The sequence below is a fragment of the Saccharothrix sp. CCNWYY140 genome (assembly GCF_037401995.1).
In the GTDB taxonomy this organism is placed as follows: Bacteria; Actinomycetota; Actinomycetes; order Mycobacteriales; family Pseudonocardiaceae; genus Actinosynnema.
Window position 1 is genome coordinate 15,457 of sequence record NZ_JBBEGC010000043.1, and the last position, 19,444, is coordinate 34,900.

Below are 19,444 nucleotides of genomic sequence, written 5' to 3' on the forward strand. Positions count from 1 at the left end.
CACGCCGAGCCATCCACGCCGAGCCATCCACGCCGAGCCATCCACGCCGAGCCATCCACGCCGAGCCATCCACGCCGAGCCATCCACGCCGGGGCGAGCCGCGCCGGGGCGAGCCGGGTTGGGTCGAGCCGGGTCGTGTCTGGTTGCGCCGACGCGGAGCGCCGCCGGACCGGGGCTGGGCGGGCAAGTTGGGTCGAGCTGAGTGGCAGCCGGGGCGAGTGGCGGCGGAGGCGAGTGGCAGCGGCGAGTGGCGGCGGGGCCGAGTGGGCGCGAAGAGAGTGGGCGCGAAGAGAGTGGGCGCGAAGAGGGTGGGCGGCGAAGAGCGTGGCGTGAGGAGGGTGGAGTGGGCTGCCTCGGTGGGCCGTTGGTTTGCGGCGTGCCGGCCTCCGGCCCCCGCTTCCATCATCCCACGAGGTACCGACAAAGACGGGCCTGAAAGGACCGGAGTGCGTCCACAACGGGCGGGTCGCACGTCGTCCATCCCCGGGGCGACGTGCGACCCGGCCGGGTCAGCCGCCGTTCGAGGCGCGGTACGGCTGGGGTGAGTACGCGCGGGGTTGGGTGGTGGTGATGCGCAGGATCGAGTCGTACAGGGTGCGGCCCAGGGCGGCTCGGGCGCGGAGGGCCGGGTGGGTGGCGCTGTAGTTGTCCGCGTTCGCCGCCTGGTCGCCTGTGAACTGGCCCGACGCGAACAGCGAGTACGTCACGACCGGCTTCCCCGCCGCGTCGAAGACGATGCCCGCTTCGTTGCGGCCGTCCTCGAACCAGCCCGCCTTGGTGGCCACGTTCAGCCGTTCGGCGGACGACAGGTTGAGCCGGATGCCGTCCGTGAACGACGTCAGCGACCGCAGCACCTTCAGCAGGTGCTCCGTCGACCCGGCCGACAGCAGCTCACCGCGCACCAGCTTCTGCAACAGCGTGAAAGTCTCGCGCGGCGTGGTCGTCCCCAGGAAGAACCGGTTCGGGTTGGCCACCGGCACGACCTGCGTGTGCACGAAACCCTTCGAACGCAGGATCTCGTTGAGCTCCAGCGCCGGCACGACGAGCCCGCACAGCCGGACCGCCGTGTTGTCCGACACGGTCAGCAGCGCCGCCAGCGCGTGCCCCACGGTCACCGAGCTGGGGTACGCCCCGTCGAGCCCGAAGATCCCGTCGGTGTCCTGGATCACGATGGCCGCGGTCACGTCCACCCGCTGGTCCAGGGTGATCAGGCCACGGTCGACCTTGTCCAGCACCGCGACCGCCACTGCGATCTTGTTCACGCTGTACGCGTCGACCACCCGGTCGGCGTTGTCCTCCACGGCCGTCTTGACGACGCCGTCGGGGTCGGCCACGCCGATGTAGGACGACCACGTGCCGCCCGCGAAGTACGTCTCACGCTGGTACTTCCGCGCGATCTTGCGGCGCGCGAGGTCGGCGGTGGTCGGGATCAGGGCGTCCCACTCGGCGTCGGTCTCCTGCGCCGCCGCCGTGCCGGTGGTGCCCAGCACGGCGCCGGCCGCGGCGACCGAGCCCAGACCCAGCGCGAACCTGCGGTTGATGTTCATGTGCCCCCAATCGATGGATGTCCGCCACTAAAGACGCCGCCGATGGCGGTTTTGTTGCCTCGGGTGGCGTAACGCGGTGAGCTGATCCAACCAGCAGTAGCCTGCCGACATGGGTGAAGGGGTATTCCTCATCACGGGCGCGTCCCGCGGCATCGGGCTGGCCACCGCGCAGGCCGCGGCCGAGGCCGGGTACCGGCTGGTGCTCACCGCGCGGGACGTGGACAAGCTCGCCGAGCACGCCGCGCGCCTGGGCGGACCGGACCGGGTGTGGGTGGCCTCCTGCGACGTGCGCCGGTGGGAGCAGGTCGCCGCGCTGGTCGGGCGGGTGGAGGAGGACTGGGGGCGGCTGGACGTCGTGTTCGCCAACGCGGGCACCAGCGTCGTCACCTCGTTCACGTCCTCGCGGGGCGCGCCGCCGTCGCAGTGGGCCGACATGGTCCTGACCAACGTGTGCGGACCGGCGTTCACCGCCCGCGCCGCCCTGCCCGCCCTGATCCGCAGCGGCGGCCACCTGGTGCTCACCGGGTCGGCGGCCGGGCGCGGGGTGCGGCCGGGCAACCTGTACTCGGCGACCAAGTGGGCGGTCACCGGGCTGGCGCAGGCGATCCGCGCCGAGTGCGTCGGCACGGGCGTGCGGGTGACGCTGGTCCAGCCGGGGCTCACCGACACCGGCGGCATCCCGGCCTCGCGGCTGGGCGACCCGAAGCTCGCGCCGGCGGACGTGGCGCGGGCCGTGCTCTACGCCGTCTCCCAACCATCCACTGTGGACGTCAACGAGATCCTGGTGCGGCCGGTGGGCCAGGACGCGTACCGCTGAGCCGCGCGCCCACCGCCCGCAGCGCCCCGACCACCTCGTCCGACGCGTCCAGGGTGTACTCGGCGGCGCACAGCAGCAGGTCGGCGGCGATCGGCTCGATGGTGTCCGCGCCCAGGTGCACCCGGCACGTGCCCGCGGTCACCGGCTCGACCTTGCCCGGCAGCGCCACCACCAGCCGGGCCTCCACGACGTCGGCAGGTGCGTGCACGAGGGCGGTCGCGGTGTACCGGTAGGGCGCGGACGTCAGCCGGCGCGCTACGAACGCACCTGGCTCCTCGGGCAGGTCGCGCGGCGGGAACCGGTGCCCGGTGGTGCGCGGCGTGCCGATCCGGTCCACCCGGAACATCCGCCAGTCGTCCTTGGCCGGGTCGAACGCGAGCAGGTACCACAGCCGGAACAGCGTCACCAGGCTGTGCGGCTCGACCTTGCGCTCCGCGCCCTTGTAGGCGAACCGCACCGCCTCCCGGTCCCGGCACGCCGCCGCCAGCACGCCCAGCGCCGCCGGGTCGGACTCGGGCGCGCCGCCGAACGGGATCCGCGACACCGCCGACCCCAGCGCGTCGATCTGCCGCCGCAACCGGTCGGGCAGCACCGGTTCCAGCTTGGCCATCGCCCGGAACGCGCTCTCCGCCATGCCCCGCGTGGCCGCCGCCGTCCGCAACCCGATGGCCACCGCCACCGCCTCGTCGTCGTCCAGCAGCAGCGGCGGCAGGTCCCGGCCGGACGCCAGCCGGTACCCGCCCGTCGTGCCGGTGCTGCCGTGGACGGGATAGCCCAGCTCGCGCAGCCGGTCGATGTCGCGCCGCACGGTCCGGTCGGTGACGCCGAGCCGCTCCGCCAGTTCGCCGCCGGTCCAGTCCCGGCGGCCCTGGAGGAGTGACAAGAGTCGCAACATGCGGGCGGGCATGTTCATTACGGACATCCTATGTCCTAAACCGGATCTAGTGTCGATCACATGACGACATACGTGCTGATCGCAGGCGCCTGCCACGGCGGCTGGTACTACGAGGAGATCACCGCCCGGCTGCGGGCGCAGGGCCACCAGGTGCACGCGCCGACGCTGAGCGCTGTCGGTAACTGGGAAGAGCACGTCGAGCAGGTGCTCGTCCTGATGGACGGCCTGGAGGACGTCGTGCTGGCCGGGCACAGTTACGGCGGGATGGTGATCACCGGCGTCGCCGACCGCGTGCCGGAGAAGGTGAAGTCCCTGGTCTACGTGGACGCCCTGGTGCCCCGGGACGGCCAGTCCGCGTGGGACCTGGTGCACGGCTTCTGGCGGCAGTGGTACATCGACGGCGTGGCGGGAGACGGTCGCGGCGTGGCCCCGATGCCGTTCTTCGACGAACGCGCGTTCGCCCACCCGATCGCGTCCCTGCTCCAGCGGACGTCCCTGACCGGGGCCGTCGACGGCGTCGCCAACCGGTGGTTCCTGTACTGCGAGCAGACGCAGGAAAGCCCGTTCACGCAGTTCCGCGACGCTTTCCGGAACGACCCGGGCTGGGAGGTGCGCTCGCTGGACGTGGGCCACGACTTCCTGGACGGTGGGGCGGAGGAGTTCCTGGACGTCCTGAAGGCGGCCGGCTGACCACCGCGCTCGTCGGGTCCGCCACCATGTCCGCGTGGGCTTACACAGGTGGTGGGTGGCGGCCGGCGCGTTCGCGGTCGGCGTGGTGGGGCTGCTGCTGTGGCTGTCCGGCAGGGACGAAGCCCTCGACACCGGCGACAAGCTGGCCAGCGTCGCCGGCGCGGTGATCGCGTTCGCCGGCCTGGTGACCAGCGTGATCGCGCTGGTCGTGGCCGTGCGGGCGGGTCGGAGCACCGACTTGGAGCAGGCCGCGGACACCCTCGCCAGGCTGGTCGCGCGGCAGTGGGAGCGGGAGGCCGACGCCCGCGGCCTGACCCGTCCGCTGGACGTCCGGTGGACCTCCACCAGCCGCCCGGTCGCGCCCGCGCCCGCCGAGATCGCGGGCGACACCCGGGTCAAGCGCCTGCGGCTGCACGGGACGGTCGCCGGCTTGGCCGACTCCTTCCACCAACTGCCCGCGCGGCAGCTGGTCGTCATCGGCGAGCCCGGCGCGGGCAAGACCAGCGCGGCGATCCTGCTCACCATCGGCTTGGCGGAGCGGCGCGGACCGGGCGACCCGGTGCCGCTGCTGCTGCCGCTGTCCGCGTGGAACCCGGCCGAGCACGACGTCGAGGAGTGGATCGTCCACCGGCTCACCGTCGACCACCCGTCGTTCGGCAAGCGGGGCGTGTTCGGGCCGCAGGTCGCGCGGGCGTTAGTGGACAAGGGGATGGTGCTGCCCGTGCTCGACGGGCTGGACGAGGTCGCGCCCGCGGGCCGGGAGGCGGCGTTCCGAGGCATCGCCCGCGCGGTCGGCCGCCGGCGTCCGCTCGTGCTCACCAGCCGGTCGGCGGAGTACGAGGACACCGTAGGTGGGTTGGGCGTGCCGATCGGTCGGGCCGCGGTGGTCGAGTTGGGCACGGTCCACGCCTCCGCCGCCGCCGACTACCTGGCCGCCGGCGTGCCCGAGGGTGACACGCGCTGGGCGCCGGTGGTGTCCGAACTGCGTGACCACCCGGACGGCGCGGTGGCCCGCGCTCTCCAGACGCCGTTGGCGGTGTACCTCGCCAAGACCGCCTACACCTCGCCGGCAACCGATCCGGAGGACTTGCTGGTGCACGAGACCCCGGAGGCGGTGGAGAACCACTTGCTCGACGCCTACCTCCCGGCGCTGTACCCGCGTCCCGACCGGGCGCTGAGGAGGTTCGCCTTCCTCGCCCGCCGCATGGCCCGGCGGCCCGGCGCGGACCTGGCGTGGTGGCGGCTGTTCCTCCTGCTGCCCGGACCGCACGTGCTGGTGGCGGCGACCCGCGGTGCGTTCATCGCGCTGGCCTACATGTCCGTGATGACCATCCTGATGATCGCGGGAAGCGACCGGGACACGGTGGTGCCGATCGCCGTCCTGGTCGTGATCGCCGGCGTGGCGGTCGGGACCCTCGGCGCCGTGTTGGGTGGCCTGCGTGGGCTCGTGTGGCTCGGGGTGGCCCGCTTGACCCGGCGCGGAGAGGAGTGGCTCGTGCACTCGCCGCGGTACGGCTTCGTCGGCCCGCGGACCGCGCTGGGGTTGCTCGCCTTCGGCGGGGTGATGGGTGCGGTGGGTTTCGGGATCAACGGTCTCGTCGAGAGGGTCGCGGTGACCTGGCTCGAGGTGGCCGGTGGAGCGGCCCTCGGTGCGACGGTGGTCGTCAACATCGGCTTCGCGCCCCGGATCAAGGCCGCCGTGCCGGTCCACCCCGCGGTCAGCCTCGCGGCCGACCGCCGCATCGCGCTCACCCTGGGCCTGGCGACCGTGGTCGGTCTGACCTTCGTGTTCCAGTCCATGACCAGCTCGGTCGAGCAGATGTGGGTGGCTGTCGTGGTGGCGTTCTTCGTCGCCTCGGCGTGGCCGTTGTCGTGCGCGTGGGTGAAGTTCGAGATCGTGCGGTTCTGGTTCTGGGTGTTCCGCAAGATGCCTTGGCGGCTCATGGGGTTCATGGAAGACGCCCACCGCCGCGGTGTGCTGCGGCAGGTGGGCGGGAGTTACCAGTTCCGGCACCTGCGGTTGCAGGAGTACTTCGCCGGGAGGTGAAGGGGCCGCCGACCGGGCGCGTGGTCGGCGGCCCCCTCCGGTCAGCCCCTACTGCACGGCTGGCCGTTGACCGTGAAGTCGGTCGGTGGCGTGTGTGGCGGGACCGAGGAGGCGTTCAGTCCGATCTGGACCTTGCCGCCCACCGGGACGTTGCCGTTCCACGACGCGTTGGTCGCGGTGACCACCTTGCCGGACTGCGACCAGACCGCCGACCAGCCCTGCTGGAGCTTCTGGTCACCGGGCCACGTGAACTTCAACGTCCACGACGTCCACGGGGTCGGACTGGTGTTCTCGATGGTGATGTACGCGGACAGGCCCGTGGGCCAGGTGTTCGCCGTGTACGTCACCTTGCAGTACGTCCCACCCTCGGACTTGGTCATGAACGTCCCGATGGGGGACATGGCCGAGCGCAGGCCGACGTTGTTGCGCGCCACCACCGCGAAGCGGTACGCCGTGTTGGGGCGCAGGCCCGTCGCGGTGTACGTCGTGCCGGTGACGGTGGCGACCACGCGCAGCGCGTCACCCTCGACCGCGACCACGTCGTAGTCCTTGACGCCGCTCTCCGGGTCGGTCGACGCCGTCCAGGTCAGCTTCGCACCGGTGGTGGTGATGTCCGACGCCACGGGGGCGCCGGGCACGGTCGGCGGGGTGTTGTCGGCGGGCGCGCCGCCGGACTTCTCCGCCGCCCAGTTGGCGATCCACGCGAACGCCGAGTTCCAGTTGACCGTGACCTCGTTCAGCGAGTACGCCTCGATGTGGTCCACGAAACACTTCTGCGGCTTGCACCCGGGCAGCAGCCGCGCCGCGATCGGGTCCTGGAGGCCGCTGTTCGGGCCACCCGACAGCACGCCGGGGGGCGCGGTCGGCAGGGTCTGGTCGAGCTGGTTGGCCCAGTGCCGGTGGTGGACGTTCTTCACCGGCTGGGTGCCGTAGCCGGTCACGTACGAGTAGCTGACCGGGTTGCGGCCCAACAGGTAGTGCAGGACCTCGAACACGCCCTCGCGGTACTTCGCCGCACCCGTGAAGTCGTGCGCCAGCGCCAGAACCGACGCGTTGTTGGCGATCAGGCCGTTGGAGCCCCACTCGTAGGTGCCGTTCTCCGTCTGGTACGGCGCCGGGTAGGCCAGGGTCGTCAGCTGCGAGAGCAGTCCGTCGGCCGTGGTGGTGAACGCCTGCCGGATCGCCGCGACGTCCGCCGCGGGCAGGCCGTTGGGCACGATCGCCAGCGTGATGTCACCCAGCGGACCCGTGGAACCCCAGTCGAAACCGCGCTGGTTCAGCGACTGTCCCTTGTAGAGGGGCGAGCCGGTGAGGTCGGCGCGGTAGGACGCCTCGCCGGTGGTCGCGAACATCTCCGCCGCCGCCCAGTAGAACTCGTCGGCCAGCTTGTCGTCGCTGTAGGAACCACCGCCGGTGCCGTCGTTCGGGTCGGCGATCTTGTTCGGGTTGGCCTTCGCCGCCGCGTACGCCTTGACCGCCGCCGCCTGCGCCTTGGCCGAGAACGTCGGGTCGATCGTCTTCCAGATGCGGGCCGCCTGCGCCGCCACCGCCGCCGTGTTCAGCGTCGCCGCCGTGCTGGTCGCCGACAGTCGCCGCGCCTGCGGGTCCTGGTGCGGCAGCAGGGGCAGGCCGGTCCACTGGGCGTCGTGGATCTTGTGGTGGACCATGCCGTCGGGCGCCTGCATCTTCAGCAGGAACTCGACCTCCCAGCGGGCCTCGTCCAGGACGTCCGGGACGCCGTTGGCCTTCTCCGGGATGTTCAGCTTGCCGTCACCCAGCGCGGACGCGTCGCCCAGGCGCAGCGCGCGCTCGTAGGTGTTGAGCACCTGCCACGCCGAGATGCCGCCGTTGACCACGTACTTGCCGTGGTCGCCCGCGTCGTACCAGCCGCCGCGCACGTCGAGGGTGTAGCCGCAGGGCACGTCGGACTTGCAGGGCACGTTGTTGTCACCCTGGTTGGGCGCGACGTTGAGGTGCCCGGCGGGACGCGCGTAGGTCGCGCCGACGTGCTGCGCCTGGATCTCGATGCCGCTGCGCTGGTGGTAGAAGAACGCCAGCGAGTCGTAGCGCAGCTGCTTGAACCGGTCGGCGGAGATGTCGAACGGGAAGCTGGTGTCCGTGCCGACGGACAGCGTGTACCCGGTGCCGACGGTGTCGTAGGACGAGAAGTCGATGACGTGCGTCGAGTCGCCCGAGGCCGCGTCGAGGCCCTTGGGCGTGGTCTGGCCGGTCGCCACGGTCGTGCCGGCCGAGTTCTTCAGCGTCCACGTCTGCGGGGTGGTCGCCGTCGAGGTCAGGGTGGCGCGCTTGGGCAGGCCGGGCAGGTACGCGACCTGGTCGGCGTTGATCTTCTTCGGGGGCGGTCCGTAGTCACTGCTCGGTGGCTTCACGCCGCCGACCAGCGAGATGTTGTCCAGGCAGATCGTGTTGTTCGCCGCGTTGCCGCCGAGCTGGAAGGAGAACTGCCCGTTGCCCAGTGCGGGGAAGTCCAGCTCGGGGGTGAAGGTGAAGCTGTAGGTCTGCTTGGTGGTCGTCAACGCCACGGTGTGGCGGGCGATGGTCCGGTAGGGCGCGACGGCCTCACCCGCGTTGGCGTTGATGGACTGCGGCGTCGTGGCGTAGGCGTCGAACGACATCCGGTAGGACTGGCCGGCCTCGAACGGCACGCCGTTCTGGCCGATCAGGGCGTCCCAGGGGTTCGCGGTGCCGCCGGTCACCGCCGAGCACAGCTCACCGCCGACCACGCGGTTGGTCACGCCGGCGCTGGCCCACCACGGGTCCGCGGTGCCGGCGGAGAACGTGCCGTTGAGGAGGCGCTCGTAGTCGGCCGCGTGCGCGGTGCCCGAGGTCAACGCGCCCGTCAGGGCGGCGACGGCGAGGGTCGCGGTGGCCTGGCGGCGCCACCGGGGAGGGGGAAGCGATCTCATGGACAGGGTTCCTCCGTCTGCTCTGACGGTTGACGACGCTTCTGGGAACGCTCCCTGGGAGCGCTCCCAGAGACTGTAGGGTGACCCGCCGCACATCCACAAGGCCGAATGTTGACCTCCAGTTAGCTGGAGGTCGCAGGCTGTGCCCACGAGTCGGAACGGCCCATTGGGGGACGCGGTGCGCGCGGTGTGGATGCGGGAGTTCGGGGGACCGGAAGTGCTGGTCGCGGGGGAGGCGCCGGACCCGGTGCCGGCCCCCGGGCAGGCGTTGGTCGAGGTGGCCTACGCCAACACCACCTTCGTGGAGACGCAGTACCGGCGCACCGGCCAGGGGCCGTTCCGGCTCAGCCCGCCCGCGATCCTGGGCAACGGTGTCGGGGGCGTCGTGACCCGGGTCGGGGAGGGCGTCGACCCCGGTCTGGTCGGTCAGCGGGTGATCACCTCGACCGGCGGCCAGGGCGGGTACGCCGAGCGCGTGGCCGTGGACGCTGCCCAGGTCGTGGTCGTGCCCGACGGCGTCCCGCTGGACACGGCGGTCGCGCTGCTGGCCGACGGCCGCACCGCCCTGCTCAACCTGCGCACCGTCGGCGACGTCGCCGGGCAGCGGGTCCTGGTGCTCGCGGCGGCGGGCGGGGTCGGCACGCTGCTGGTCCAGCTCGCGAAGGCGGCCGGGGCCACCGTCGTGGGCGCGGCGGGCGGCGCGGAGAAGGGCGAGGTCGTGCGCGGTCTCGGCGCGGACGAGGTGGTCGACTACACCGAGCCCGGCTGGACCACGGACCCGGTGGACGTGGTGTTCGACGGCGTCGGCGGGCCGACCGCGCGGGCCGCGTTCGAGCTGCTGCGCCCCGGCGGCCGGATGTTCAGCTACGGCCTGGCCAGCGGCGAGTGGGCGGGCGTCGACCCGGACCGCGCCGCCGAGCGCGGGGTCACCCTGGTGGAGGGCCGCCGCCCCACGCCGGAGGAGCTGGCCGACCTGGTCGCCACCGTCCTGCGCCACGCCGCCGAAGGCGCCGTGCGGCCGGTGATCGGGCAGCGGTTCCCGCTGGAGCGGGCCGCCGACGCGCACGCCGCCATCGAATCCCGCGCCACCGTCGGCAAGACGCTGCTGGAGGTGCGGTGATGGACGTCGGCACCACGCTGCCCGGTCCCGGCCACGACCTGATCGCCTTCGCCCAGCACGCCGAGGGCCTCGGCCTGGAGTCGCTGTGGCACGGCGACCACCTGATCCCGGTGAACCCGTTCCTGGACAGCACCCTCGTGCACGCCACGGTCGCCGCCGTCACCACGAAGGTCAAGCTGGGCTTCGGGGTCATGGTCCTGCCGCTGCGCCAACCCGCGTGGACCGCCAAGCAGATCGCGACCCTGCAACACCTCTCCGGCGACCGCGTCCTGCTCGGCGTGGGCAGCGGCGGCGAGGCGCACGGCGAGGCCGCCTGGCACGCCGTGGACGTGCCCTTCGCCGAACGCGGCAAGCGCACCGACGCCATCCTGGAGGTCCTGCCCGGACTCGTGCGCGGCGAGAAGACGGTGTTGCACGGCAAGGAGATCGCCCTCTCGCCGGGCGCGACCATGCCGCCGGTCCTGGTCGGCGGGGGCGGGAAACCCGCGCTGCGCCGAGCCGCCCGCTTCGGCGACCACTGGTACCCGGCTTTCACCACGCCGCACGCCATCGGAAAGGCGTTGGTGGAACTGGAAGAACTGGCTGCTGCCTATGGCCGACCGCGCCCCGGTGTCACGGTCGGCGTCACCGTGGCGCTGGGGGACGTCCCTTCGAGCGTGATCGACCAGCGCGTGAAGGGCATGACGGACTACGGGCTGCCCGAGGAGTACGCCCGCCAGACGATCATCACCGGCAAGCCGGCCGAAGCGGCACAACGGTTCGCGGCCTTCGCCGAGGCTGGTGTAGACCGGATCGTCGCCATGCCGTTCACCGAAGATCGATTCCATCAGACAGAACTCGTAGCGGAGGCTACGGTCTTGTTGTGACCGAACGGATCGTGCGCGCCAACGGCGCGGACCTGTGCATGGAGACCTTTGGTTCCGCTGAGGACCCGGTCGTGCTGCTGATCATGGGCATGACCGGGTCGATGGACCTGTGGGAGGACGACTTCTGCCGGACGCTGGCCGCGGCCGGGCGCTTCGTCGTCCGCTACGACCACCGCGACACCGGCCGCTCGACGTCCTACCCGCCCGGTGAACCCGGTTACACGTCCACCGAACTGGTCGAGGACCCGCTGGGCATCCTCGACGCACTGGGCGTCGAGCGGGCGCACGTCGTGGGGTTGTCGATGGGCGGTGGCATCGCGCAGGCGATCGGCGTCTTCCACCCCGACCGCGTCGCCACCCTGACCCTCGTGGCCACGAGTCCAGACGGCCCCGGCGCGCCCGGCCTGCCGCCGATGGCGCCGTCGCTGCTGGAGCACTTCGCCGCCGGCGGCACGCCCGAACCCGACTGGTCCGACCGCGACTCGGTGGTCGAGTACCTGGTGGCGGCCAACCGGCCGTTCCTCGGACCGCGCCCGGTGGACGAGGACGCGGCGAGGGCGTTGGCGGGCCGGGTGTTCGACCGCTCGCCGAACATCGCCTCCAGCCTCAACCACGAGCTCGCCGGCGGCGGTGAGCCGTGGCGGGACCGGTTGGGGGAGATCAAGGCGCCCACGCTGGTCGCGCACGGCGACGCGGACCCGTTGTTCCCGCTGGGCCACGGGGAGGCGCTGGTCGCGGAGATCCCCGGCGCGGAACTGCTCGTCCTGCCCGACACCGGGCACGAGCTGCCGCGCGGGGTGTGGGACCTGTTCCTCACCCGACTGGTCGAGCACACGGACCGTGGTCCGGTGACTGCGCAGGGCTGATTCACCCGGACGGCCCGCTCAGGGCGCGCTCCCACCGGACGACCTTAGAGGGGGTGTACCGAACCGCCATCGCCCTCGTCGTCCTGGGCGCGCTGATCACGTTCACCTCCCTCGCCCTGGTGTTGTCGCCCCGCGCGCCCGACGTGGACGTGCGCGCGGTCGCGGTCAGCGCCCTGGACAGCGCTCGGCGCGCCACCGACTCCGTGGCCGTCGCCGACGAGGTCGCGGGCGTGCTGCCGCCGGGTGCCCGCGCGGTCGTGGTGCGGCCGGCGCACGACAACGAGCAGCCGTCCCGGACCGCGACACCCCGGGTGGCCGTGCTGGTCGGAGGCGTCGACCAGGCCGCCGTGGGGCTGTTGGTCGCGAGTGGCGGCATGGTCGGCGCGCACGCCACCCCCGACGGCTGGTGGGCCTCGGTGGCCGTGCCCGCGACCGTGCCGCCGCCGACCCTGCCCGCCCTGGCCCTGCTGGTCGGCGCGGTGCTGCTGGGCGCGGCGGCGACGGGCGTCAACCGGGGCCGCGCCACCCCGCCGCCCGCGAGCCGGCAGAAGGACATCCTGGTGCGCGGCCTGACCGACCTCATGCCCAAGCTGCCCGAGGGCGTGGCGTGGCAGGCGGAGAACCTGCTCGCGGCGGCCGGCGTGCGGGTGGTGGTGCCCGATGGCCGACCGGTCGACCCGCGCAGCCACCACGTGGTGGGCACCGAGCCGACCGAGGACGAGGACGCGGTGGACACCGTCGCGCGCACCGTGCGGCCGGGTTACGCGGACGGCGAGCGGATCGTCGTGTGCCCGTCGGTGATCGCGTACGTGCCGGATGAGGGGTAGTTGACGCTTGACTGGTGTAGACCAATCCGGTTGAGTGGCCCGAGTCACGTCCGAGGGCGCTCGAACGGAAGAAGAGATCACGTGTCGAGATTCCGCGCAGTGGCGGCCATCGCCACCATCGTGGTCGGGGCGGCACTGACCGTCGCAGCAGCAACGACCTCCGCCTCCGCCGCGGCGTGTGCCACGCCGTGGAGCGCGTCCGCCGTCTACACCGGCGGCATGACGGCCTCGCACAACGGGCACAACTGGTCCGCGAAGTGGTGGACCCAGAACGAAACCCCCGGTTCGGCGCAGGTCTGGGCCGACCAGGGAGTCTGCGGCGGCGGCACCACGACACCCCCGCCGCCGACCTGCTCCTACCCCGCATGGGTGCAGGGCCAGTTCTACGCCGCCGGCAGCATCGTGAAGTACACCGACGGCAAGTTCTACATCGCCGAGCACGACAACCCGGGCTACGACCCGACGATCAGCACCTGGTACTGGAACTCGTACACCTGCACGGGCACCACGACCACGACGTCCAACCCGCCCAACCAGGGCGGTTTCGTGGTCAGCGAAGCCCAGTTCAACCAGATGTACCCGAACCGGAACCCCTTCTACACCTACAACGGCCTGGTCGCGGCGCTGAGCGCGTACCCAGGTTTCGCGGGCACCGGCAGTGACACGGTCAAGAAGCAGGAGGCGGCGGCGTTCCTGGCCAACGTCAACCACGAGACCGGCGGCCTGGTGCACATCGTCGAGCAGAACCAGGCCAACTACCCGCACTACTGCGACGCGAGCCAGCCCTACGGCTGTCCCGCCGGTCAGGCGGCGTACTACGGCCGTGGCCCGATCCAGCTGTCGTGGAACTTCAACTACAAGGCCGCCGGCGACGCCCTGGGCCTACCCCTGCTGACCAACCCGTGGCTGGTGCAGCAGGACGCCTCCGTGGCGTGGCGGACCGGCCTTTGGTACTGGAACACGCAGAACGGTCCGGGCACCATGACCCCGCACAACGCGATGGTCAACGGCTACGGCTTCGGCCAGACGATCCGCAGCATCAACGGCTCCCTGGAATGCGACGGCCGCAACCCGGCGCAGGTCCAAAGCCGCGTGGACGCCTACAAGCGCTTCACCAGCATCCTCGGTGTCGCACCGGGGGCGAATCTGTACTGCTGAATCGCGGAGGGGACCCGTCGCCTGGCGGGTCCCCTCACCCCACCACACGGCGGATCGTGCTGATCGGGCCGATCGAGTCGATGTCCGCGATCCGCACCGGCACACCCTCGGTCGACGCGTGCACCGCCCGCACCCCGTCGACGGCCATCGCCACGTGCGACTGCTCGGCGTAGTAGATGATCAGGTCGCCCGGCAGCACCTGGTCCCGCGACACCGCGCGGCCCACCGTCGCCTGCGTGTAGGTGGTGCGCGGGATGGAGATGCCGGCGGCGCGGTAGGCGGCCTGGGTCAGGCTGGAGCAGTCCCACGAGTCCGGTCCGTTGGACCCGAACACGTACGGCTTTCCCCGCTGTGCCAAGGCGAACTCTAACGCCGCCCCGGCGGCGCCCGCGGGCACGGCGACGGCCGAGGTGTCGCCGGGGGCCGCGAGCGCCGCCTTGTCGGACGCCGGTAGTGACCGGTAGCGCGCCCGAGCGTTCGCGACCTGGACGTCCATCGCCTGCTTCCGCCCGGCGAGGTCGTCGACGAGCCGCGCCGCCTCCCCGGCCGCCACCGAGGCGCGCTGCTCCGCGTCGGCGGCCGTGTTCTTGGACCGTTCGGCTGAATCCACGGCGGCCGAAAGGCGGTCCAACGCCTCGCCGGTGTCGGCGGCCAGCACGCCCAGCGCGCTCATCCGGTTCAGGAAGTCCTGCTGTGAACCGGAAACCAGCAGCGCGGACAGCGTGCTGAACCGGGCGCCCTCGAAAGAGGCTTCGGTGATGAGGTCGACCTGGCCGCGGAACCGTTCCTGGTCGGCCCGCGCGTCCACGCCGAGCTGCGCTGCCGCCGCGAGGTCCGCTCGGGCCCGGTCCAGGTCGGCTTGTCGTGCGGCGAGGTCGTCCTGGGCCTTGAGGTGGTCCTGGTGGAGTTTCTCGGCTTCGCGGGACAGCTCTTCGTACTCCGCCAACGCCGGCTGGGCCTTCGCGGGTGCGGTGATTGTGAACGCCGCGAGCGCCGCTCCCGCCAGCGCTGTCGCACGTCGGACCGGATGTGGGGTCACATCCGGGGGTACGGGCGGCTGGACCAGTCGGTTCAGATCCTTGACCCGGATGACGTTGACGATTATGGTCTAGACCACCATAGCCGAGAGTGGCACTCCCATCGCGGAGCGCGACCACTCCCGGCGTGATCCGGCCGCCGCGGACATGGACCCTGCCCAGGAGACACCTCTGGGTGTCTTCTCCGAAGGAGCTGGACAATGAGCCTGAAACGCAAGCTCGCGGCGGTACTCGCCGGCGTGGGCGTGGCACCGTTCATCGTCGTGGTGTCGGCGGGATCGGCGAGCGCGCACGGCTACATCTCCTCGCCGCCCAGCCGCCAGGCGAACTGCGCCCAGGGCCGCGTCTCCAACTGCGGCCCCGTCATCTACGAACCGCAGAGCGTCGAGGGCCCGAAGGGCCAGCAGAACTGCCACGCCGGCGACAGCCGGTGGGCCCCGCTGAGCGACGAGAGCAAGGCGTGGCCGGCCGCGTCGGTCGGCAACACGGTGACCTTCAACTGGACCATCACCGCCCGCCACGCCACCACCACGTGGCAGTACTTCATCGGCGGCAGCAAGATCCACGAGGTGAACGACGGCGGCCGGCAGCCCGGCTCGACGGTCACGCACAACGTCAACCTCGGTGGCCGCACGGGCCGCATCAAGCTGCTGGCGATCTGGAACATCGCGGACACCCCGATGGCGTTCTACAACTGCGTGGACCTCCAGGTGGGCGGCGGCGGCACCCCGACAACCACCACCACCCCACCCACGACCACCACCCAGCCCACCACCACGACCACCCCACCCGCGGGCGGCACGTGGGCCCCGGGCACCGCGTACTCGGTGGGCGCCCAGGTCACGTACGGCGGCGCGTCGTACAAGTGCATCCAGTCGCACACGTCCCTGACGGGCTGGGAACCACCGAACACCCCGTCCCTGTGGCAACGCCTCTAGGCAACCTGTGTTAGAAAGCCCGTCCGCGCTGCCCTGTCACAGCGCGGGCGGGCCCCGACCCAGGGAGGACGACCTTGCGCGCAGCCGTGGTCACGGCACTGCTGTTCCTGCTGGCCTCATGCGGCTCCACCGACGGCCTGGTCCCCGCCCCGACCGGCCCCGTGTCGACGGTCGCGGAGACCAAGGAACACAACCCGATCGACGTGATGTTCTTGCAAATGGCGGTCGCCCACCACAAAACGGGCATAGAGATCGTCCGCCTGGCCAAGGACAGGTCGATCCGCACGGACATCAAGACCCTGGCCTCGGCCATCGAGGTCACACAGCTGTCCGAAGTGGACGCAATGCTCCAGTGGCTGCACGACTGGAACCAACCGGAATCCCCCGGCACAGACGCCCAACTCCACGCCAACCACGGCGGCGACCACTCCACCAGCCCCGAGGCCATCGCGGCTTTGGCGGCCACCGGCCCGGGCGAGTTCGAACGGGCGTTCCTGAACCTCCTCATCGCCCACCAGCACAACGCGGTGGAGATCGCGAAGTTCGAACGCGAGGGCGGCGTGAACCCGCAGTCGAAGGCGCTGGCGGACCGCATCTTCCAGTCGCGGACGGGCCAGATCTCGCAGATGCTCGGCTACCTGGACTGAGCCGGGGGTTGGTCGTTCGCCGTCGCGGCGCTTGCCTCCGGCCCCCGTCTCCATTGTCCCACGGACCACCGACAAAGCGCTGCGCTGCGCCTCCGGAAGCCTTGCCGAACGCGGTAGACGCCTCGGGCAGGCAGGCAGACGCTCGTGGCGGGCTGGCGGGCTGGCGGGCTGGCGGGCTGGCGGGCTGGCGGGCTGGCGGGTTGGCGGGTTGGCGGGTTGGCGGGTTGGCGGGTTGGCGGGTTGGCGGGTTGGCGGGTTGGCGGGTTGGCGGGCTGGCGGCGGCTGCCGCGCGGGACCGTTGGCGGCGGCTGATGGGCTGGCGTGGGGCTGGCGTAGTGCGGTGCGGGGTTGTCCTTCGCGCGGAGCGCGGTTGCGGTTCGCCAAGCGCAGCGCCCACGGGAAGGGCCTCGGTCTTCCTCCGTACGGCCTGGGCGCAGCCCAACCACGCTTTGCCAGGGCCGTCAACAAAATGTTGCGAGGAACGAGCAAGATTTTCTTGGCGGCCCTGGCAAAGTGTGGTTGCCTCCGGCAGGCCGTGCGGAGGAAGACCGACGCCCTTCCCCTCCGGGGGCCTGCCGCGCGGCGAGCGCTGCTTTTGATCTTGAGAGCGCGCAGCGCAAGAGCTTGAGAGCGCGCAGCGCGTCTCCAGAGAAGCGAAGCGACCCAGAGAAGCGAAGCGCCTAGAAGTCGAGCGCCAGCGAACTCTCGAAACGAAGAGGAACACGGGTGACGGGGTCGGTGAAAGCCAGAACCTTGGCGAGCAACTGCAAAGGCTCGGTGAAGTCATCGAGCGGCTTCTCCCGCAACACCGGGTAGAAGTCGTCGTTGCGGATGGGCACGCCGAGCGAAGCCATGTGCAGCCGGAGCTGGTGCGTCCGACCAGTGGCCGGCAACAGCCGGTACCGGCCCCACCCACCCCGCGCCTCGACCAACTCCACACGCGTCTCGGCGTTCGGCGGTCCCTCGACCTCCTGCGCCGTGATCACGCCCTTGACCTTCACGATCCGGCTGCGCACGACGGTCGGCAGCTCCAACTCCGGCCGGTGCGGGGCCACCGCCTCGTATTCCTTGTGCACCAGGCGATCCTTGAACATCACCTGGTACTTGCCGCGCAACGCCGGGTCGATCACGAACATCACCAGCCCCGCCGTCACCCGGTCCAACCGGTGCGCGGGGGACAGGGACGGCAAGCCCAGTTGGGTCCGCAGGCGCACCAGGGCCGTCTCCACGATGTGCTTGCCGCGCGGGATCGTGGCCAGGAAGTGCGGCTTGTCGACCACCAGGATCGCGTCGTCGCGGTGCACGACCCGGATGTCGAACGGGACCGGCACCTCCTCCGGCAGGTCCCGGTGGAACCAGACCGACGTGCCGGGGGCGTACACCGCGTCCGGTGCGACGGGGCCGTTCAGGTCGTGGATCCGGCCTTCCTCCAGCATCCGGTCGATCCGTTCCGGCGCGACGCGCGGCAGTCGTTCGACCAGGTGGTCGCGGAGGGTCGCCCACGCGCCGTCCACGGGCAGCCGCAGGCGGGCGGGGTCCAGGCCGTGGCGCTGGGGCAGCGGCGGTCGGAGCTTGCGTCTCATCTCAACGGGCGAGCTTAGTCAGCGGCGTGGAACGTGACCGAGTACCCCAGGGCGTGGAGCATCCCGGTGAGCATCTTGCGGGTGTTGTCCTCGGCACGCTCGGTCAGCCCGGAGTCCCGCGCCGCGTCCGCGATCTTCTGCTCCGCCGCCACGTAGAACGGCTGCTGGTCCTTGGTCTCCACCAGCGCCGCCAGCCGGTCCACCAACCCGCGCTCCTGCGCGAACACGTAGCACCGCTCCTGGTGCAGGTTCGGCTTGTCCAGCACGGGCGCGGGCAACGTGAGCTCCACCGACTTCGACTCCGGCGACACCTTCATCGCGTCCTCGCCCAACGAGCCGAACTCGACGTAGGCGTTGACCGTCCCGGCCGCCACGAACAGCGTCCGCTGCCCGGCGAGGACCGAGGGGACGTACCGGACGTCGTGCTCGATGTCGAGCACCACCTGGTACTCGCCCGCCGCCGCGTGGAACTGGCTCAGGTCGCGCAAGGCCTGCAACACCGCGGGGCCGCTCCGGTCGACGGTGTCCGTGCCGAACTTCGGCACCACCACGAACACCCCCACCAGCGCCACGACCGCCACCACCACCGCACCGATCACCGCGCCACGCCACTTCATGCCCGCCGAGTACCCGCCGCCACCCCCAGCGAACCCGCCACCTCGCGCCGCCCTCCACCTCCAGCGAACCCCGCCACCCCCGCCAACCGAACCCCGGCACTCCCGCTACCAGGGAATCCGCTTCCCATCCCGGAAGAACCCACCGGTCGGCCCGTCGTCCGGCAACGTCACCCCCCACACCACACTCGCGGCCCCCTGCGCAACCGGCCGCCCACCAGGCCCACCCATGTCCGTAGCCACCCACCCGGGACAGATCGCGTTGACCAGCACCCCGTCCCGCCGCAACTCCGCCGCCAACATCACCGTCAACGCGTTCAACGCCGCCTTGGACGTCCCGTAAGCCGGAGTCCCACCTCCCATGCTCGCGAACGACGCCGCCTCACTGGACACGTTGACCACCCGTCCACCACCACCGCGTCGCAACAACGGCAGCAACGCCAGCACCGTCCGCCAGGGCCCGTAGAAGTTGGTCTCCATCGCCTCGCGCACGACACCCAGGTCCGCGCTGGACGCCCGCTGCCACGAGTCGTAGTGGATGGCGGCGTTGTTGACCAGCACGTCGAGCCGGCCGTAGCGCTGCTCCACGTACGCGGCCAGGTCCCGCACCGACTCGTCCGACGTCACGTCCAGCGGGTGGTGGTCCACGCCGATCTTCTCGGCGGCCCGTTCGGCCTTGGCGGCGTCCCGCGCGGTCAGCACGACCCGGTACCCCAGGCCCCGCAACTGCCGGCACACCTCCCGCCCGATCCCGCGGTTCCCACCGGTCACGACCGCGACAGGGTCGGTCATCACACCACCTCCGCGCCCCATCTTCCCCACAACCCGACCGGAAACCCGACCGCCCACCCGACCTCGGTGGTAC

At 71.5% G+C, this 19,444-nt stretch carries 17 protein-coding genes; 10 read left to right on the forward strand and 7 right to left on the reverse strand.

Translation table 11 applies throughout. From position 1 onward, the window contains the following. Nucleotides 1-509: 509 nt before the first annotated feature. Nucleotides 510-1,547 carry a serine hydrolase gene (locus tag WBN91_RS20185; RefSeq protein WP_337725784.1) on the reverse strand — a complete coding sequence of 346 codons (1,038 nt, stop codon included), beginning with the start codon at nucleotides 1,545-1,547 and terminating at the stop codon, nucleotides 510-512. Nucleotides 1,548-1,656: 109 nt separating this feature from the next. Between WBN91_RS20185 and WBN91_RS20190 the strand changes: the two genes are divergently transcribed. Continuing rightward, nucleotides 1,657-2,364: an SDR family oxidoreductase gene (locus tag WBN91_RS20190; protein ID WP_337725785.1), complete on the forward strand. Its 708-nt coding sequence runs from the start codon at nucleotides 1,657-1,659 to the stop codon at nucleotides 2,362-2,364. Here WBN91_RS20190 and WBN91_RS20195 read toward each other — a convergent pair. Further along, nucleotides 2,318-3,277 (reverse strand): helix-turn-helix transcriptional regulator, encoded by a 960-nt coding sequence (locus tag WBN91_RS20195; protein ID WP_337725786.1) that lies wholly within the window; start codon nucleotides 3,275-3,277, stop codon nucleotides 2,318-2,320. The two genes, WBN91_RS20190 and WBN91_RS20195, sit on opposite strands and share 47 nt — an antisense overlap. A 42-nt stretch (nucleotides 3,278-3,319) precedes the next feature. On the opposite strand from WBN91_RS20195, the gene WBN91_RS20200 reads away from it, so the two are divergent. Both WBN91_RS20200 and WBN91_RS20205 read left to right on the forward strand, forming a co-directional pair. After that, a complete protein-coding gene (locus WBN91_RS20200) occupies nucleotides 3,320-3,949 on the forward strand; it encodes an alpha/beta fold hydrolase (protein ID WP_337725787.1) in 630 nt (209 codons plus the stop codon). Nucleotides 3,950-3,983: 34 nt separating this feature from the next. Beyond that, nucleotides 3,984-5,996, forward strand: coding sequence for a hypothetical protein (locus WBN91_RS20205; protein ID WP_337725788.1), 2,013 nt, complete (start codon nucleotides 3,984-3,986; stop codon nucleotides 5,994-5,996). A gap of 41 nt (nucleotides 5,997-6,037) precedes the next feature. Here WBN91_RS20205 and WBN91_RS20210 read toward each other — a convergent pair whose 3' ends face one another. Beyond that, nucleotides 6,038-8,923 carry a glycoside hydrolase family 9 protein gene (locus WBN91_RS20210; RefSeq protein ID WP_337725789.1) on the reverse strand — a complete coding sequence of 962 codons (2,886 nt, stop codon included), beginning with the start codon at nucleotides 8,921-8,923 and terminating at the stop codon, nucleotides 6,038-6,040. 178 nt (nucleotides 8,924-9,101) lie between these two features. On the opposite strand from WBN91_RS20210, the gene WBN91_RS20215 reads away from it, so the two are divergent. The 5 genes from WBN91_RS20215 to WBN91_RS20235 all read left to right on the forward strand — a co-directional run bounded on the left by WBN91_RS20215 (nucleotide 9,102) and on the right by WBN91_RS20235 (nucleotide 13,760). Next, nucleotides 9,102-10,043: a zinc-binding dehydrogenase gene (locus tag WBN91_RS20215; protein WP_337725814.1), complete on the forward strand. Its 942-nt coding sequence runs from the start codon at nucleotides 9,102-9,104 to the stop codon at nucleotides 10,041-10,043. Next, complete coding sequence (locus tag WBN91_RS20220) at nucleotides 10,043-10,909, forward strand: LLM class flavin-dependent oxidoreductase (protein WP_337725790.1); 867 nt, start codon at nucleotides 10,043-10,045, stop codon at nucleotides 10,907-10,909. The genes WBN91_RS20215 and WBN91_RS20220 overlap by 1 nt, the downstream gene beginning before the upstream one ends. Beyond that, complete coding sequence (locus tag WBN91_RS20225; protein WP_337725791.1) at nucleotides 10,906-11,775, forward strand: alpha/beta fold hydrolase; 870 nt, start codon at nucleotides 10,906-10,908, stop codon at nucleotides 11,773-11,775. The genes WBN91_RS20220 and WBN91_RS20225 overlap by 4 nt, the downstream gene beginning before the upstream one ends. A gap of 53 nt (nucleotides 11,776-11,828) precedes the next feature. Next, nucleotides 11,829-12,602, forward strand: coding sequence for a nucleotide exchange factor GrpE (gene grpE / locus WBN91_RS20230; protein ID WP_337725792.1), 774 nt, complete (start codon nucleotides 11,829-11,831; stop codon nucleotides 12,600-12,602). 81 nt (nucleotides 12,603-12,683) lie between these two features. Continuing rightward, a complete protein-coding gene (locus tag WBN91_RS20235) occupies nucleotides 12,684-13,760 on the forward strand; it encodes a glycoside hydrolase family 19 protein (RefSeq protein WP_443217758.1) in 1,077 nt (358 codons plus the stop codon). Nucleotides 13,761-13,794: 34 nt separating this feature from the next. Here the strand turns inward: WBN91_RS20235 and WBN91_RS20240 are convergent, their stop codons facing one another. Next, nucleotides 13,795-14,706: a C40 family peptidase gene (locus WBN91_RS20240; protein ID WP_337729395.1), complete on the reverse strand. Its 912-nt coding sequence runs from the start codon at nucleotides 14,704-14,706 to the stop codon at nucleotides 13,795-13,797. A gap of 291 nt (nucleotides 14,707-14,997) precedes the next feature. Between WBN91_RS20240 and WBN91_RS20245 the strand changes: the two genes are divergently transcribed. Together WBN91_RS20245 and WBN91_RS20250 are read left to right on the forward strand one after the other, a co-directional pair. Then, complete coding sequence (locus WBN91_RS20245) at nucleotides 14,998-15,735, forward strand: lytic polysaccharide monooxygenase (protein WP_337725794.1); 738 nt, start codon at nucleotides 14,998-15,000, stop codon at nucleotides 15,733-15,735. Nucleotides 15,736-15,809: 74 nt separating this feature from the next. Continuing rightward, nucleotides 15,810-16,382 carry a DUF305 domain-containing protein gene (locus WBN91_RS20250; protein ID WP_337725795.1) on the forward strand — a complete coding sequence of 191 codons (573 nt, stop codon included), beginning with the start codon at nucleotides 15,810-15,812 and terminating at the stop codon, nucleotides 16,380-16,382. A 680-nt stretch (nucleotides 16,383-17,062) separates the two neighbouring features. Here WBN91_RS20250 and WBN91_RS20255 read toward each other — a convergent pair. From WBN91_RS20255 to WBN91_RS20265, 3 genes are all read right to left on the reverse strand, one after another. Further along, nucleotides 17,063-17,965 (reverse strand): pseudouridine synthase, encoded by a 903-nt coding sequence (locus WBN91_RS20255; protein WP_337725796.1) that lies wholly within the window; start codon nucleotides 17,963-17,965, stop codon nucleotides 17,063-17,065. A gap of 14 nt (nucleotides 17,966-17,979) precedes the next feature. Then, a complete protein-coding gene (locus tag WBN91_RS20260) occupies nucleotides 17,980-18,582 on the reverse strand; it encodes a DUF4230 domain-containing protein (RefSeq protein WP_337725797.1) in 603 nt (200 codons plus the stop codon). 105 nt (nucleotides 18,583-18,687) lie between these two features. Next, nucleotides 18,688-19,371, reverse strand: coding sequence for an SDR family NAD(P)-dependent oxidoreductase (locus WBN91_RS20265; RefSeq protein WP_337725798.1), 684 nt, complete (start codon nucleotides 19,369-19,371; stop codon nucleotides 18,688-18,690). Between the last annotated feature and the right edge of the window lie 73 nt (nucleotides 19,372-19,444).